Raw genomic sequence first — 14,776 nt, forward strand, 5'->3', positions numbered from 1 at the left:
ACAAGGCGCACTGGCTCGACTACCTCGGCTGCATGCTCGACTCCCGCAGCGTGCGCCGCTCGGCGCGCGAGATCGGCGTGGCCAGCGCGACCAGCTTTCGATGGCGTCACCGTTTCCTGGCCTTGAGCAAGGATGACCGCCCGCAACGACTGAGTGGCATCGCCGAAGCCGATGAGATGTATGTGCTCGAATCGCACAAGGGGTCCAGACATCTCGATCGTCCGCCACGAAGACGCGGCGGCAAGGCGACAAAGCGCGGGATCTCGAATGAACAAGTGTGCATCCTGGTGGCGCGCGATCGCAGCGGCCAGACCATCGATGCCGTGACCGGCAAGGGCAGCGTCAGCAAGCGGCAACTGGTGGAACACCTGGGGCCACGCCTGGCGCGCGACGTGCTGCTGGTGACCGATAGCCATGCGGCCTACCCGGCATTCGCGCGGGAGGTCGGGATTTCACATGAGGCCATCAATACGAGGGCCGGCGAAAGAAAGCGCGGTGCGCTTCACATCCAGAACGTGAACGCCTATCACAGCCGGATGCGCACCTGGCTGCTGCCGTTCCGCGGCGTCGCCAGCCGTTACCTGGGCCACTACTTCGGCTGGCGCTGGGCGCTGGATGGGCAGCGCATTGCCAGTCCAGATGCCTTTTTGAGAGCGGCGCTCGGCAGATTCAACACTTAGCGCGAACAGCGCCAAGTACTTAGACCAGCGACTCCCAGCTCGGCAAATCATGCTTCCTGCGCTGGTGGGCATAGTAGCCGGCCATCGACAAGCCGAAGAACAGCCCGGCACCGCAGGCGCTGAGCAGGGCCGAGGGCATCTCCGTGTTGTGGCGGGACCAGAATCCGACCCACATGACCAGGCCCCAGCCGACGGCGAACCAGCTGCCCGACAACAGGGCGGCGGCTGCGAAACCCATGAAATGCGGCGGCCGCACCTGCACCCCGCAGCGCCACAGCAGACGCATCAAGGGCGGCGCGTAGCTGCTGCATTCGATGCCGCTCTGTTCCAGCAACTCGATGGCCCTGTCTCGTCTTGCCTGGAATTCCATTCTTTCCCTCATCGAAAACGTTTCCCGATGATATCAGCCGACGATGGCCGGGAAATGCGTCAATTCTCACGCACGTATTTCGGCAAGGATCTTGTGCAGCTCTAATACGCAGTACCGGGCCCGGCAGAGAATCGCCGTAAAACCACGCTTCCCGGAGCTCGCATGGTCCTTACCCTCCTGGCCAGGCACTGGCTGGCGCGGCGCCACTATCCTCTACCGTCCTGGCTGGCCTGCGTCGCGCGCAGCCTGCGGGTGCTGCTGTTTCGGCACGCGCACCGGCAACTGCTGGCGCTGGACATCCATCGCCGCTACGTGGCCCTGGCGCACGACGACGTCTTCCACCACCTGAGCCACCGCCACTACCTGGCGAAAGGGCTGTCGCTGCGCCAGCGGGTGCATTGCGTACTCGCCCATTACCGTTTCGAAGAAGGCGCCTTCGACGCCGCCTACAAGCGCGCCGTCTACCGCAACGGCGGCCTGCTCCTGTGGCGGCATGCGGATGCGGCCGGCGGCGGGCGTTTCGAGATCCGGCTGGAGATGGCGCCGCGCCTGAGCGCGGAAGGCGACCTGACGATCGCCATGCGCGCCGGCGGTGTTTGCCTGCACCGCCTGTCCTTCAGCTGGGTCGAGGGCGCCTTCGCCGGGGTCGCCGCGCCCGTCGTCCCATTCATCGCACGCAACCAGGGCCACCGTCTCGATGCCGGCGCCGCCTTTGCCGCCTTCGAGCAGGCTTTTCCGCACAACTCGCCCGGCTTCTTCTGTTTCGCCGCCCTGCAGGGCATCGCGCTGGCCCTCGGCATGCGGCAGGCCGTGGCCGTCAAGGCCGCATGCCAGAGCGCCTGGAAGCCGGCCGACGCCAGGCATTTCGCGAACGCCTACGACGGCTTCTGGGAAAGCCTCGGCGGCGTGCCGATGGCGGGCCGGTGCTGGCGCATCGCCCTGCCCTTTTACCTCAAGCCGCTGTCCGGCGTGCCCGCCAGGCACCGCAAGCGGGCCGCGCTGCGGCGCGGGTGCTGGCAGGCGATCGAGCGGTCGGCGCGGCTGGCGCTGCAGCGGCACCTGGCCGGCAGCGCCGCGCACTGATCCTCAGGCAGCGAAGCCGCCGTCGATCAGCAGGTCGGCGCCGGTCACGAAGCCCGCTTCCGGGCCGGCCAGGTAGGCCACCATCGCCGCCACTTCGTCGGCATGGCCATGGCGCGGCAAGGCCATCAGGCCGTGCAGGCTCTCGGCGAACTCGCCTTCGGCCGGGTTCATGTCGGTGTCGATCGGACCCGGCTGCACATTGTTGACGGTGATCCCGCGCGGCCCGAGGTCGCGCGCCATCCCCTTGACCAATCCGGTGAGCGCCGACTTGCTCATCGCATAGGCGGCGCCGCCCGCGAACGGCATGCGCACGGCATTCGTGCTGCTGATGTTGATGATGCGCCCGCCATCCCGCATGTGGGCGGCGGCGGCCTTCGAGGCCACGAACACGGCGCGCACATTCACCGCCAGGGTCTGGTCGAAGTCGGCCAGCGAGAACTCTTCCACGGAACCCAGCCGCAGCACGCCGGCGCTGTTGACGAGGATGTCGAGGCGGCCGAAGTGGTCGGCGGCGCGGTCGATGGCGCGGGTCAGGGCGTCGGCATCGGCGGCGTCGGCGCGGATCGCGATCGCTTCGCCGCCGCCGGCTTCGATCTCCGCCACCAGGGCTTCGGCGGCGATGGCGGACGACTGGTAGCCGATCGCGACCCTGGCGCCTTCGCGGGCCAGGCGGCGCGCGGTGGCGGCGCCGATGCCGCGCGAACCGCCGTTGATGAAGGCAACCTGATTGTTCAGTCTGGAGTCCATGATGCTTTCCTTTCGTGTGGGTGCTTGGTGAGGAAAGTATGGTCCGGACCACTTGTTCCCGGTAGTCGGCAATCCGGTATTACACTTTCAACCATTGGTATAAGATGAAAGCATGCAAACCGATCTTTCCCCCCACCTCGACTGCTTCGTCGCCGCCGCCGACGAGGCCAGCTTTTCCGCCGCCGCCAGGCGCCTGGGCCTGACCCCGGCGGCCGTCAGCAAGAGCGTGGCGCGGCTCGAAGCCGGCGTCGGCGTGCGCCTGTTCCAGCGCAGCACGCGCAGCCTCAGCCTGACGGCGGAAGGCGAGCGGCTCTACCGCCAGGTGCGCCTGCCCTGGACCGAGATCGCCGATGCCCTGGCCGACCTGCGCCAGGACGCCGGCAAGCCGGCCGGCACCCTGAAGATCGCGATGGCGCCGGCGGTCGGCCGCATGTATTTCGTGCCGCTGCTGGAGGGCTTCCTGGAACGCTATCCGGACGTGGTGCCCGACCTGCATTTCGATAACCGCCAGGTCGACCTGATCGGTGAAGGCTTCGACGTCGCCATCGGCGGCGGCGTGGAACTGACGGACGCCCTGGTGGCGCGCGAACTGGCGCAGGCCAGGTCGGTGCTGGTGGCGGCGCCCGGCTATCTGCGGCGCTTCCCGGCGCCGGAAGAGCCGGAGCAGCTGTCGCGCCATCGCGGCCTGCTGCGGCGCGCGCTCGGGTCGGGCCGCCTGATGCCGTGGACCTTGAAGAGCGGTGCGGGACGGGAAGTCGTGGCGAACGTGCGGCCGGTTGCGGTGCTGGACGATCCGGAAGCGATCGCGCGCGCGGCCGCCATCGGCCTGGGCATCGCGATGCTGCCGATGCCGCATGCCCTGCCCTTGCTGGAGACCGGAGAACTGCTGCGGGTGCTGCCCGACTGGCACGGGCTGAACCGCCCGCTGGCCATCTACTACTCGAGCCGCAAGCTGCTGCCGGCCAAGGTGCGGGTCTTCGTGGAGTATGTGGTGGAAGCGTTCCGCACCGGCGGTGGCGCGGAACGCTTTTCAAGCCGCTGACCCGGTGTCAGGCCGCCTTTGCAGCCGCCTCGCCGGCTGCGCGCCGCTGCAGCACGAAGATCGGCTGCGCCCACTGCACGTCCTTCTTCTTCTTGCTGGTGATGAGGGTCAGGTCCGAAGGATCGTAGACGTCCGTGTTGTGGGTCAGCGGGGTCGTCATCAGGTACTGGGCGTCGGTGTTCTTCAGGAACTCGCCGACCAGCTGGATGTTGCGGATGTCCAGGTGGGCGAAGGGTTCGTCGATGAACACGAAGCCGCCCGAGCCCTCTTCCGACTTGAGCAAACCGATCAGCAGCACCAGCGACTTCATGACCTGCTGGCCGCCGGACGCTTCGCCGTCGTTCATGCCGATCTGGCCCTTGCCGTCGAACTTGAAGCGCACGTGCAGGCCGGCCTGGGCCAGCTGCAGGTCGTCGTTCTCCAGGCGCACCGGATCGACCGTGACCTCGATATTCGCCAGCTCGCCCAGCTCCCTGATGTTCTTCGAGTAGGTCTTGATCGTGTAACGCAGGCGCTCGATGTAGGCGCCGCGCGCATTGTCGGTGGCTTCGATCGCGCGGTTGTTCTGGTAGCGCCGCTCCTCGGTCTCGTTCTGGCGGTTCGACAGCTGGTCGTTCAGGCGCTCGTACTGGTCGATCACGGTCGGATCGTGTTCCCAGTCGCTGCGCGCCAGCGAGGTGTCGAGCGAACCCACGCGCAGCTTCACCTGGTGGGTGTTCTGGTGCGCGGCCACCAGGGCGGCGCGGCGTTCCGGCTGACGCCAGGCCTTCGGCACGTGGCGCCAGTTGCGGCGCAGCTCCAGCAGGGCGCGCGCATGATCGCTGCGCTGCTCGATCTGGCGGCGGTGGTTCAGGCGCATGCCGGCTTCCGCTTCCGACAGCGCCATGCGGGCGTTCTGCCACACGGTGTCGGCGCGGGTGCGGGTGACGGTCGCGTTCTTGGTCAGCACCTGCAGCTCGCCCAGGCGCGCGCCGACTTCCAGGCGCTCGGTCTTGAGCGGCTCGATGGCGCGCGTGGCTTCCTCGAACTCGGCCTGGCGCGCGCTCAGTTCCTTGACGGCGTCGACGCCGGCGATGCGCACGCGCAGCGCCGACACCTCGGTCGCCAGCTTGCTGATCTCCAGCGTCAGCTTGTCTTCCTGGGCCTCCAGGGCCGGCAGCGCTTTCTGGATCGCTTCCAGGCGCTGGGTCTTGCCGGCCGCGCCGAAGCGGTAGCGCGAGGGCTCAACAAATAACGAGCGCCCGCCGCGGCGTTCGCGGTGATACGCGTCCGGCGTGATCCACTCGTCGGCATCGCTCTTGAAGCCGGCGTCGACGGATTCGACGCGCTCGATGCGCTCGAGCTGGTCGATCAGCCAGGACGGCGCCTTCGAGCTGAAACGCACCACCGACAGCAGGGTGTCGTCCTTGACCACCGGCGCGCTGACGCAATCCGGCACGATGAAGTGGCGGTAGCGCTCCTTTTCGGCCAGCTTGTACGCCGCCGGCGCATCCTTGGCATTCTCCAGCAGCACCACCGAGGCGTAACCGCCCAGCACGCCCTCGACGGCGCCCTGCCATTTCGGGTCCGTCACTTCGACGATATCGGACAGCATCGCATGCCGGATGTTCGCGTCGTTCAGCGCGCGGCGCATCAGGCGCTGGGCTTCCGGTTCCGGCATCGAGCTCTTGCCCTGCAGGGCCGAGATGGTCGACAGCTCGCCGGCGATGCGTGCCGCCAGGTTGTCGCGCTCGGTCTTCTTCTTCGCCAGCTGCGCTTCTTTGGCTTCCAGCTGGGTGGTCACTTCGGCGATGTCGGCGCCGGAATCCGCGGCCAGCTTCTGCAGGCGCTCCTTCTGTTCCAGCAGGCTTTCCAGGGGTTTGAGCTTGCGGTTGACTTCCGTGAGGCGGCCGGCCAGGGTGTTCGCTTCCTGCTCCAGCTGCACTTCCTGCTGCTGGGCTTCGGTCAGCGCGCGCTGCTGGGCCGCCAGCGCGTGGCGCTTCTCGGCCAGCTGGCTGTCGGCCTGCATCAGCGGCTTCTTCGCTTCGCGCAGGGCGCGGCTGGTCTGGGCCGCCTTTTCGCGCGCCTCGTGGTATTCCAGGCTGGGCAGCGCTTCCTCGACCAGGGCGCGGCGTTCCTTGTTCAGGTCTTCCCACTGGTGATAATTCGCGACGCGCAGGCGCAGGCCTTCGAGGTTGATGCGCGAGGTTTCCAGCTCGGCCTCGAAGCGCTTCAGCTCCGTTTCGGTATCGCGCTGGTGGCGCTTGGCTTCGTCGTAGGCGTCCAGCACTTCCTTGTCGCCGAAGACCTGGAACACCAGGTCCAGCAGCTGGCGCGGCGAGTATTCGCACAGCTTATCGGTCTCGCCCTGCTCCAGCGCCAGCACCTTCGACATCGCCGGCGACAGGCCGGCCGAGGCCAGGCGCTTGCGGTAGTTCTCGACGCCCAGCCAGTCGCTGGCCTCGGTCACTTCCTCGATGTCGATATTCCCCGGCCGCATCAGGTACTGGCGCTTCCAGTCGCCGCCGTTCTTCTGCACCTGGCAGAACAGCGTGACTTCGTCGTCGCTGAAGAAGCCGCTGTGGCGGAACGGACGGTTCGACAGCTGGCGGCCGGACGGCTTGTTGTCGACCACGGCGCGGATCCAGGCGCTCTGCTGGCCCGAGTGGCGCGCATAGTGTTTATAGGTGCGGCCCATCGAGCAGTCGAGGCCGAACAGGGTGCGCAGCGCGTCGAGCAGCGTGGTCTTGCCGGAGCCGTTCTGGCCGGCGATGGTGATGATCTTGGCGTCCAGCGGGATGTTCTTGATCCGCTGCCAGTAGTCCCAGTGGACCAGCTCGAGAGATTTAATGTGGAACATGCGCTTTACTCCTGGGATTCGGGGGCGGCTTCGGCGGGAGCCTCGGCGGGAGCCTCGGCGGCGACAGGCTCCGCCGATGCGGCTTCCGTGGCACCCGCATCGTTGGCCGCTTCGCTGACCGGGCGGCGTACCGCCCTCAGCGGCGCGCGCTTGAACACCTCGGCCAGGGCGCCGTTGATGATGCGCTCCTTCAGCAGGTCGGTGTCCATCAGCAGGTCGAGCAGCGGGCCTTCGAGGATCACGTCGCCGCGGCGCTCGATGAAGCCGAGCTTCGACAGCAGGCCCAGGTTCATGTCCATGCGGGTCTTCTTGCCCAGCTTGTCGCCGAAGTCGGCCAGCAGCGCGGTGTAGGAGATGCCGATCGAGGTGTCCTCGGCGCGCGGGATCGGATTGTCCTTGTCGAACATGTCCGACTGGTCGACGTCGATGGCCTGGTGGGTCTCCTGGCGCTGGCGCTTGGGCAGGATGATCTGCGCCCACAGCACCACCAGCAGGGCCACGCCGTCGCGGGTCAGGCCGAAGTTATTGTTCTGCCAGATGTCCTTGGCGCCGAAGATCTTCGGCTCGACGTTGCGGTGCAGGGCCAGGGTGACGTGGTCGGCATACACGTTGTCGATCAGCTTCAGGCCGGATTCCAGCAGGCGCTTGTCGATCTCGGCGCGGAAGGTATCGTCGGACAGCGCGCGCTTGACCATCTTGTCGTCGCGGCGCAGGGTCTGGTGCGTGAGCAGCCGCGCAATCAGGATCTGTGCATCGTCATTCATCGTCTTTTCTGTCCAAATCTAGCTCAGTTTCCATAATCAAGGAGAGGGTCGCGAGCGACATCGCCGCCACGTGGGGGTCGTCCAGCTGGACCATTTCATCCTCGGAATTGAAGCGTACCGGCAGGCGCGCCAGTTCGGCGGTCCGGCCCTGCAGGCTGGCCTCGGCGGGGTCGCCCAGCAGCGGCAGCAGCGAGGCGCGGTAGGACGCCACCGCGAAGCTGGCCGGCAGCAGCGAATCCTGGATCGGTACGCTCTTCGGCGCGCCTTCGGCCATGACGGGGAAGTTGTCGAGGTTGGCGAAGTCGGCCAGGCGCTTGATCCAGTCGTCGAGCTCGCCCTGCATGGCCGGGTTGTCGTTGATGGTCAGCGGCGCGTCCTCGCCGCTCGGCAGGCCGCCCGGCGCCACGTTGACCGCGCGCTCCATCATCAGCTCGGTCTCGGCGACGTCGATCATCTCGGCCGGCGTGACGAACAGCGGCAGGACCGGACGCTCGATCGCGCCCTCGGCCAGGCTGGCCAGGTCGTCGTGGGCCAGCAGCCAGCGCTTGATGTCGGTGGTCGACAGGCCGGACTGGCCCAGGTGCACGCGCTGGCGCTCGATCTGGTTCAGGGCGCGCGAGAACATGCCCTGCATGTTCAGCAGCGAAGACTGGGCGCGGCCGATCGCCTGCGCCGCCTTGTGTGTGGCCGCATCCGCCTGCTCGCTCGAGGTGATCGCGCGCAGGATCGCCGAGCCCTTCTCGACCCAGTCGCAGGCCATGTGCCACTTCGCCTGCGAGGCGCGCAGGCGGAATTCGGAGCCGGAGGCGATCGCGTCGCGGAACTCCTCGTGCAGCTCGACCAGGCGGCCCAGCAGGTGCTTGAGCTGCTCGACGGTGACGCCGCCGACGGCCTGGGCGCCGGCCACCTGCGACAGCAGGAAACCCATCTCGGCCTCGTCCTCTTCCGGGCGGCCGAGCGCCAGCAGGGTGTCGAGGGCGGCCAGGACATTGCGCGCCAGCGGCGTGATGCGGTAGACCGCGGCCGGATTGTCCCAGGCCAGCAGGCCGTGCGAACGCAGGCGGCCCAGCACCGTCTCCAGGCTTTCCGGGATCAGGTAGGCGAACTTCTGGTTGATGTCGGCGCGCGAAAAGGCGGACTCGCCCGTTTCGGCGGCCAGCTCGCGCAGCACCAGCAGGCGCACGATCACGCCGTCCTGGCCGCCGTGGAACAGGGCCGTGAACGCCTGCAGCATGGGCTGGGCGCGCTTGAGGTGATAGACCTGCTCGATCTCGTCCGGCGCCACTCCCTCGTGGAAGTGGGCCTGCAAGGGATCCAGTTCGTCTTGCGCTATGGAATGGAGGTCGGCGGCGGCGGCGCCTGCCAGGTTGTCGATCATCGTAAGGCTTACCAGTTGCCGGTTTCGTAACGCGTGCGGCGGCCAAGGCGGCGTGCGCGGGGGCGTCAGTATAACAGTTCAAACGAGCAGTTAAGACCAAGCAACTTTTAAGAACTGGCTAATACGCAACGGAATGAAGGCAAAAATACCTTGCACTGAATGCAATATTTTGCTTTCGCACTATGGAGAACCGAGCCGCGCGCTCTTCATCTCTCAGCCGCCAGATAATGGCTATCATGACAACGATTGAAGGAGAAATGCCATGCAACGAACACTTGCCACCGCAGCCTTCACCCTGGCCGTCTGCCTGATGCAGCCCGCCGTGCTGGCCGCCCAGCCGAAGGAGCAGAACGGCGTCAGCTACATCAACGGCGGCGTCGGCCAGGACGAGCAGAACGCGATGCGCGCCCTGCGCGCCGACTACAACCTGCAACTGACTTTCGCCACCCGGCAGACCGGCGCCTACCGCTCCGACGTCCAGCTCGACATCACGGACGCCAGGGGAGGCAATGTGCTGAGCGTGGCGAATACCGGGCCGATGTTCTTTGCCAAACTGCCGCCCGGCGTGTATCACATCAGCGCCTCGGCCGAAGGCAAGACCTTCAAGCGCAGCGTGCGGATGGGGAATGCGCCGAAGGAGATCGTGTTGCACTGGGAGAATGATTCGCTGGAAGATCCGGGGGTGCAGGACTAGTTGTCGTCGCCCTGCGCCGTCAAATGGATTGGTTTACTTGCGAGTGATCTTCTCCAGCGTCTGCTCCACATAATCGCGGTCGTTGTCGACGAACTTCAACTTGACCGGATACCACTCCAGCGACGGCGCCAGCCAGATGTCGAGGGTCTGGTCCTTCGAGCCCGGCGGCGGTTCGCGCAGCACGTGGATGGTGTCGACCGTGCCGATGGCGGCGCCGGCCTGCACTTTTTCGCGGCCGATCACGCGGAAGGTCCAGGGATCGGCATCGTGGGGGCCGACCACGAAGAAGTCCCAGTCCGAGCCCGGCTTGAACTTGTCCTTGGCCGCACGCGCCACCCCGATCAGCTGCCACGAGATCGACACCCGGTCCTGCTCGCCGCCCTTGATCGGGTAGCTCTTCTTGCCGTCGCTGAAGCCGATGGTCCTGGCCTCGCGGTCGAAATTCGCCGTGACCGGGTCCTTGCGGAAGCGCTTGTCGTAGTACTCGTTCGGCGCAAGGCCGTAGCTGTCGATCGTGCCGGTGCTGCGGTTCTCGGTCAGCTTGCCCAGCAGGGCCACGCGCGAATCGGTGTTGATCGTGTACTTGCCGTCGCCCTGGCGCCAGCTCAGCGTGGCTTCGCCGTTCAGCGTGAAGCCGCGCTGGCGGGCGCTGATCGAGTACGACAGGTCGGCCGAGGGCGGCAGGTTAAAGGGACGCATCTGCGCCGGATGCTCGTCCGCCGCGGGCGCGCCCCGGGCCGTCATCGCCACCGCCAGCAGTCCACCCGCAGCGGCCAGTTTCCACATCTTGTTCATATCAGCTTCCTGAATTCTTCATCACGATTTTGTTCGCGGTCTGGGTCGTCACCGCCCCGCTCGCTTCGAGGTTACGGATCTGCACCGGAACCCAGCCGTAGTCGGGCGCCAGCCACAGGTCCAGGCGCGAGTTGTACGAGCCGGGCTTGGGTGGACGCGTCAGGTGCCAGGTGGCGATCCTGCCCATGCCCGTGTCGATCTGTTCCTGGCCGAGCACCACAAAGCTGAAAACGCTCGCATCGCGGTCTTCGCCGACAAGGATGTCGATATTTCCCGACAATTGCTGCGGATCGCCGCGCGCGATCGCGGCCAACTGCAGCGGCACGCTGGCCTTGTCCTGGGCGCCCCAGACCAGCGGATATGTTGCTTCCGACGCCGAAAAACTGAGCCTGCCGTCCTTGCGGTTGAAATGGGTGGCCGTCATCGACCGCCCGCGCCGCTTTTCCGTCATCAGGGTCGGCATGAAGCCTTCCTCGCCAACCGTACCTTCGCTGATCACGGTCAGCAGGTTCACGTGGGCGAACACCACCGTGATGCCGGCTTCGACACGGATCTTGTACGAGGTCGGCGTGATCGTCCACGACAGCTGGGAATCACCGTTCCATTGCGTGCCGTTGGCGTCGGTGCGCGCGACGTCCAGTTGGATCTCGGCGGCGGGCGGCAGGTCGACCTTGTAGTGACGCGCTTCAGGGGCGGGCTTGGGCGGCGCCGGTTCCGCTGCCGGCTGCGCCTGCGCGGCGGCCTGGGAGGATTGTACGTCGGCCGCGGCGGTCGGGGCGCTCCCCTGCCCGGCTGCAAGTACTCCGGCGGCGGCATCGGGCGCCGCTGCCTGCGCGCCATCGCCGGATCCGGGACCGGCCGCGGCGCCCTGGCCGGCCTCGTCCACCTCCACCGGCTCGGGCGGCAAGCGCGGCAGCGGCGGCGGTTCGAGCGCGGGCCGGAGAGGCAGCGGCAGCGGCTGGGGCGGCGGCGTGGCCGGCGTCTCCACCAGTTCCGCCACCACCAGCGGCGCCTCGCGCCGCACGCTGTCCCCGCGCGGCCGTCCGACCTGGGCGCTGAACCAGTCCAGCACGGCCAGGTGCAGCAGGACCGTGACCGCACCCAGCACGATTTTCCGGCGGCGGTTCGGGGCGAAAGCGAGGCTCATCCGGCTAGTGTAACGTCTATGAGCGCCATAAGTATTCTGATACGCTAGGAGCGCTCCACGTCCCGACCTCTAACAGGAGAAGACCACCATGCTGAAACCACCTGCAGCCAATATGCCCGGGATGACGGATACGCTGGACTTCGTCAAGAACCTCTGGGGTTCGATGAACCTTCCGGGCACGAACATGTCGGGCATGAGCGCGCCGCCGCTCTCGCCCGAGGACCTCGACAAGCGGATCGCCGACCTGAAGGCCGTCGAATCCTGGCTCAACATGAACCTCACCATGCTGCGCGGGACCATCCAGACCATGGAAGTGCAGCGCGCCACCCTGTCGACCCTCAAGACCATGGGCGCCTCGATGGCCGAGGCGATGCGCCAGTCGGGCGTGAGCGCCGAGAAGATGGCGGGCATGCCCTTCGCTTCTTTCTTCGGCCAGCCGGGGGCATCCGCGGCCGGGCATGCCGGCGGTGGCGGTTCGGCCCAGCCCGGTGCGGCTGCGCCGGCGCAGGACCCGGCCGCGGCCACGGGCATGCCGGCTGCGTTGGCGTGGTGGAATATGCTTCAGGAACAGTTCACTCAGGCAGTAGCGACGGCGATGGCGCCTGGCGATGGCGCCGCCAAGGCCGAGCCGCAGGGCGAGGCGCCGGCTGCGCCGTCATCGCAGACGGAACCCGCACCCGACGCAGCGCCGAACGGCAGTGGCCGTGCACGCGGCGGCAAGCCGAAGGCCGATAAACCCTAGGGTGGGCGCGGCCGGCGCAGGCACGCCGTGCCCACGCGAGCGCTAACGTAAGGCTGGTTTCACGCAGCTTCCTCCGCCGGCTGCGGCTGCAACTGCGCCAGCTGTTCCATCAGCTGCGCGAAGCGCTGCTGCCCCGGCAGCAGGTGGTCGACGTGGTGCAGCACCTCGTAGGCTTCGGCGGACAGCTTGTCGTCGTAGCCGTGCTGCTGCATGTGCGACAGCATGATCTGGGCCGTGTTGAACAGGATCCGCTGGTTGTTCGGCACCGCCTTGCGCGCGTTGCGCATCCACTCCACCGCTTCGGCCAGCTTGCCGGTCTTCCATAGCAGCACGCCCTGGTTCATCAGGTCCGCCGCTTCCTTCTTCGAGCTGCGGATCAGGTCCAGGCCCTCGTCGCCCATGCGCGCCTTCTCGAAGATCGCCTGCACTTCGTCCAGCAGCAGCGGGTTGTCGTGGTTATTGCGGATCACGTAGCACAGCAGCTCGGCCGGCGCATCCTTCACGCCCACCGCGAACAGCAGGGTCGCCAGTTCCAGGCAGGTGGCGGTGTCGGGGCGTTCGGCGCTCTGCTTCAGCATCTCTTCGAGCTCGTCGCCGGCCTTGCGCGCGCGCCGGTAGTCGCCGCTCTCGTGATAGACCAGGCCTTCGGTGATCTTCGTGCGCAGCAGCATGTCCGGATGCTCGTGGCCGAATTCGCGCTGGGCCGCCTGCAGCAGCTGCAGGGCTTCCTTCGGATCGTTCTTCTGGCCGCACACGCGCGCCAGGCCAAGGTAGGCGTCCGGCGTCTTCATGATCGAGTACTCGCCGATCGCGATGCACTTGCGGAAGGCCTTCTCGGCCATCTGCACATTGCCCAGCTTGAGCGCGATATTCCCCAGGTTGCGCTGGCGCGGCACCGAGTTCGGCGACAGCCTGGCGGCGCGCTCCAGGATCGCGCAGGCTTCCTCCGCCTTGCCCATGTTCTGGTAGGACGCGGCCAGCTGGTCGTAGGCGTCGATGTAGTAGCGGTTTTCCGCGATCACGCTCTGGAACATCTGGCGCGCCTGCTCGAACTCGCCGTTCGCCATGCGGATCTTGGCCAGGCCGGCGCGCGCCCACTGGTATTCGCGCTGTTCCAGCACCTGTTCGTAGACTTCGCGCGCCTTGGCCGGCTGGCCGCTCTTTTCCATCAGCCTGGCCTTCATGCGCAGCAGGTCGAGGGCGTGGATCTTGTCGTTCCCGATCTGGGCGTCGCACAGCCTGGCCGCGCGCAAATAATCCTTTTCCGCATACGCCTGGTCGATCATGCGGAACACCTGCTTCTTGTGCCACACGCGGTTCAGGCGGGTCAGCAGCACACCCTCGGTGATCGGCTTGATCAGGTAGGCGTCCGGCTGGTGCTCGGCCGCGCCCATCACCGATTCCACGCTCTTTTCGGCCGACACCATCAGCCACACGGTGCTCGGGTTGAGCAGGTTGCGCACCCGCGCTTCTTCCAGAACCTGCTGGCCGTTCTTGCCTTCGCCGAGGTTGTAATCGCACAGCACCACGTCGTAGCGGATGCGCGACAGCAGGCCCATCGCCTCGCCGCCGCTCGAGGCCTGGTCGATGTTCTTCGCGCCCAGGCTGCGCAGGCTCTCGCGCAGCAGCTGGCGCACGCCGACGAAGTCGTCGACCACCAGGTAGTTCTTGTCGGCCCAGTCGATCTGGTCGGCCGCGGCGGCGACAACGCCCGGATTCGCGAGGTTCATGGCAGTCTCAGGATGAAGCAGCCGCCGCCATAGGCCCCACCGTTCTCCAGGCGCAGGCTGCCGCGGCGGCCGCGGTGACGATGCATCTTCGCGACTTCGCTGGAAAAATACAGGCCCAGGCCGGCGCTGTTGGTCAGGAAGTTGACCCCGCTGCCCTGCTCGCGGGTCGCGATCGCGCCGGCTTTCAGCAGGGCCGGCGGGTAGCCGGGGCCATTGTCCTCGACGCGCAGTTCGAGCCAGCCGTCCAGCTCGCGGATCGCCAGGCGCACGGTGTCGCAGGTGTAGTGGATGGCGTTGTTGATCGCATGCGAGAGCACGCCGACCACCAGGTCTTCGTCGAAGTGCCAGATCAGGGCCGGGTCATAGTCGAGTTCCAGCCGGATGCCGCGCGACTTCAGCAGCACGCGCTCGATCGCCACCACCTGCTCGACCAGCTGGCCGAGCGCGAGCGGCTGCACGTCGAAGGGGTATTCCGGCTTGCCGACCTGCTTGTACAGGGCCAGCAACTGCATCAGGTTGTCGTTCAGGCGCTTGGTCTGGTACAGCATGTGCGCCATCTGCGGATAGGCCGATTCCGTCTTGGGGGACGCGTCGACGAGCAGGCGCTCCAGCGTGCCGGACAGGACGCTGATCGAGTTCTTCATGTCGTGCGCGGTCGATGCAAGGAACAGGAACAGGTCGTGCGAGTCGGGCGCGGGGGTCGGGTGGTCTGCCGTCAGGTCGTCCATCTCAACCTTTCAGATGTGAAATGTTGCTGGACGTTAA

14 protein-coding genes are annotated in these 14,776 nt (G+C 66.8%); 5 read left to right on the forward strand and 9 right to left on the reverse strand.

The annotated features are described in order from the left end of the window. A partial coding sequence (locus AC1DOP_RS14720) for an IS1595 family transposase (protein WP_477251939.1) occupies positions 1-680 on the forward strand: 680 nt, incomplete at its 5' end. Positions 681-699: 19 nt separating this feature from the next. Here the strand turns inward: AC1DOP_RS14720 and AC1DOP_RS14725 are convergent. Next, positions 700-1,062 (reverse strand): DUF6404 family protein, encoded by a 363-nt coding sequence (locus tag AC1DOP_RS14725; protein WP_477251941.1) that lies wholly within the window; start codon positions 1,060-1,062, stop codon positions 700-702. A 150-nt stretch (positions 1,063-1,212) separates the two neighbouring features. On the opposite strand from AC1DOP_RS14725, the gene AC1DOP_RS14730 reads away from it, so the two are divergent. Then, entirely contained in the window at positions 1,213-2,133 is a 921-nt protein-coding gene (locus AC1DOP_RS14730; RefSeq protein WP_477251943.1) for a DUF535 family protein, read from the forward strand. Between the two features lie 3 nt (positions 2,134-2,136). Here AC1DOP_RS14730 and AC1DOP_RS14735 read toward each other — a convergent pair whose 3' ends face one another. Beyond that, positions 2,137-2,880, reverse strand: a complete 744-nt coding sequence (locus AC1DOP_RS14735) for an SDR family oxidoreductase (protein ID WP_477251945.1) — start codon at positions 2,878-2,880, stop codon at positions 2,137-2,139. A gap of 112 nt (positions 2,881-2,992) precedes the next feature. Here AC1DOP_RS14735 and AC1DOP_RS14740 point away from each other — a divergent pair, with 112 nt between their 5' ends. After that, the gene (locus tag AC1DOP_RS14740) at positions 2,993-3,922 is read left to right on the forward strand and encodes a LysR family transcriptional regulator (RefSeq protein WP_477251947.1); all 930 of its coding nucleotides are present in this window, start codon (positions 2,993-2,995) and stop codon (positions 3,920-3,922) included. 7 nt (positions 3,923-3,929) lie between these two features. On the opposite strand, the gene AC1DOP_RS14745 is transcribed toward AC1DOP_RS14740, so the two are convergent. Genes AC1DOP_RS14745 through AC1DOP_RS14755 form a run of 3 tightly spaced genes read right to left on the reverse strand, consistent with a single transcriptional unit; the run spans position 3,930 to position 8,903 of the window. After that, complete coding sequence (locus tag AC1DOP_RS14745; protein WP_441934996.1) at positions 3,930-6,761, reverse strand: ATP-binding protein; 2,832 nt, start codon at positions 6,759-6,761, stop codon at positions 3,930-3,932. Positions 6,762-6,766: 5 nt separating this feature from the next. Next, the gene (locus tag AC1DOP_RS14750; protein WP_477251949.1) at positions 6,767-7,525 is read right to left on the reverse strand and encodes a hypothetical protein; all 759 of its coding nucleotides are present in this window, start codon (positions 7,523-7,525) and stop codon (positions 6,767-6,769) included. Continuing rightward, a complete protein-coding gene (locus AC1DOP_RS14755) occupies positions 7,518-8,903 on the reverse strand; it encodes a hypothetical protein (RefSeq protein WP_477251951.1) in 1,386 nt (461 codons plus the stop codon). Before AC1DOP_RS14755 ends, AC1DOP_RS14750 begins: the two co-directional genes overlap by 8 nt. Positions 8,904-9,165: 262 nt before the next feature. Between AC1DOP_RS14755 and AC1DOP_RS14760 the strand changes: the two genes are divergently transcribed. Beyond that, positions 9,166-9,597, forward strand: a complete 432-nt coding sequence (locus tag AC1DOP_RS14760; RefSeq protein ID WP_477251953.1) for a hypothetical protein — start codon at positions 9,166-9,168, stop codon at positions 9,595-9,597. 33 nt (positions 9,598-9,630) lie between these two features. Here the strand turns inward: AC1DOP_RS14760 and AC1DOP_RS14765 are convergent, their stop codons facing one another. Further along, positions 9,631-10,392, reverse strand: a complete 762-nt coding sequence (locus AC1DOP_RS14765; RefSeq protein WP_477251955.1) for a DUF3108 domain-containing protein — start codon at positions 10,390-10,392, stop codon at positions 9,631-9,633. Between the two features lies 1 nt (position 10,393). Then, on the reverse strand, positions 10,394-11,539 hold the full coding sequence (locus AC1DOP_RS14770; RefSeq protein ID WP_477251957.1) for a DUF3108 domain-containing protein: 1,146 nt from the start codon (positions 11,537-11,539) through the stop codon (positions 10,394-10,396). 88 nt (positions 11,540-11,627) lie between these two features. Between AC1DOP_RS14770 and AC1DOP_RS14775 the strand changes: the two genes are divergently transcribed. Beyond that, positions 11,628-12,281 (forward strand): PhaM family polyhydroxyalkanoate granule multifunctional regulatory protein, encoded by a 654-nt coding sequence (locus AC1DOP_RS14775; protein WP_477251959.1) that lies wholly within the window; start codon positions 11,628-11,630, stop codon positions 12,279-12,281. Positions 12,282-12,340: 59 nt separating this feature from the next. Here the strand turns inward: AC1DOP_RS14775 and AC1DOP_RS14780 are convergent, their stop codons facing one another. Then, positions 12,341-14,011 (reverse strand): tetratricopeptide repeat protein, encoded by a 1,671-nt coding sequence (locus AC1DOP_RS14780; RefSeq protein WP_477251961.1) that lies wholly within the window; start codon positions 14,009-14,011, stop codon positions 12,341-12,343. Beyond that, positions 14,008-14,739 carry a sensor histidine kinase gene (locus tag AC1DOP_RS14785; protein ID WP_477251963.1) on the reverse strand — a complete coding sequence of 244 codons (732 nt, stop codon included), beginning with the start codon at positions 14,737-14,739 and terminating at the stop codon, positions 14,008-14,010. The genes AC1DOP_RS14780 and AC1DOP_RS14785 overlap by 4 nt, the downstream gene beginning before the upstream one ends. Positions 14,740-14,776 lie beyond the last annotated feature (37 nt).

The sequence above is a fragment of the Massilia sp. 01N410 genome (assembly GCF_056399665.1).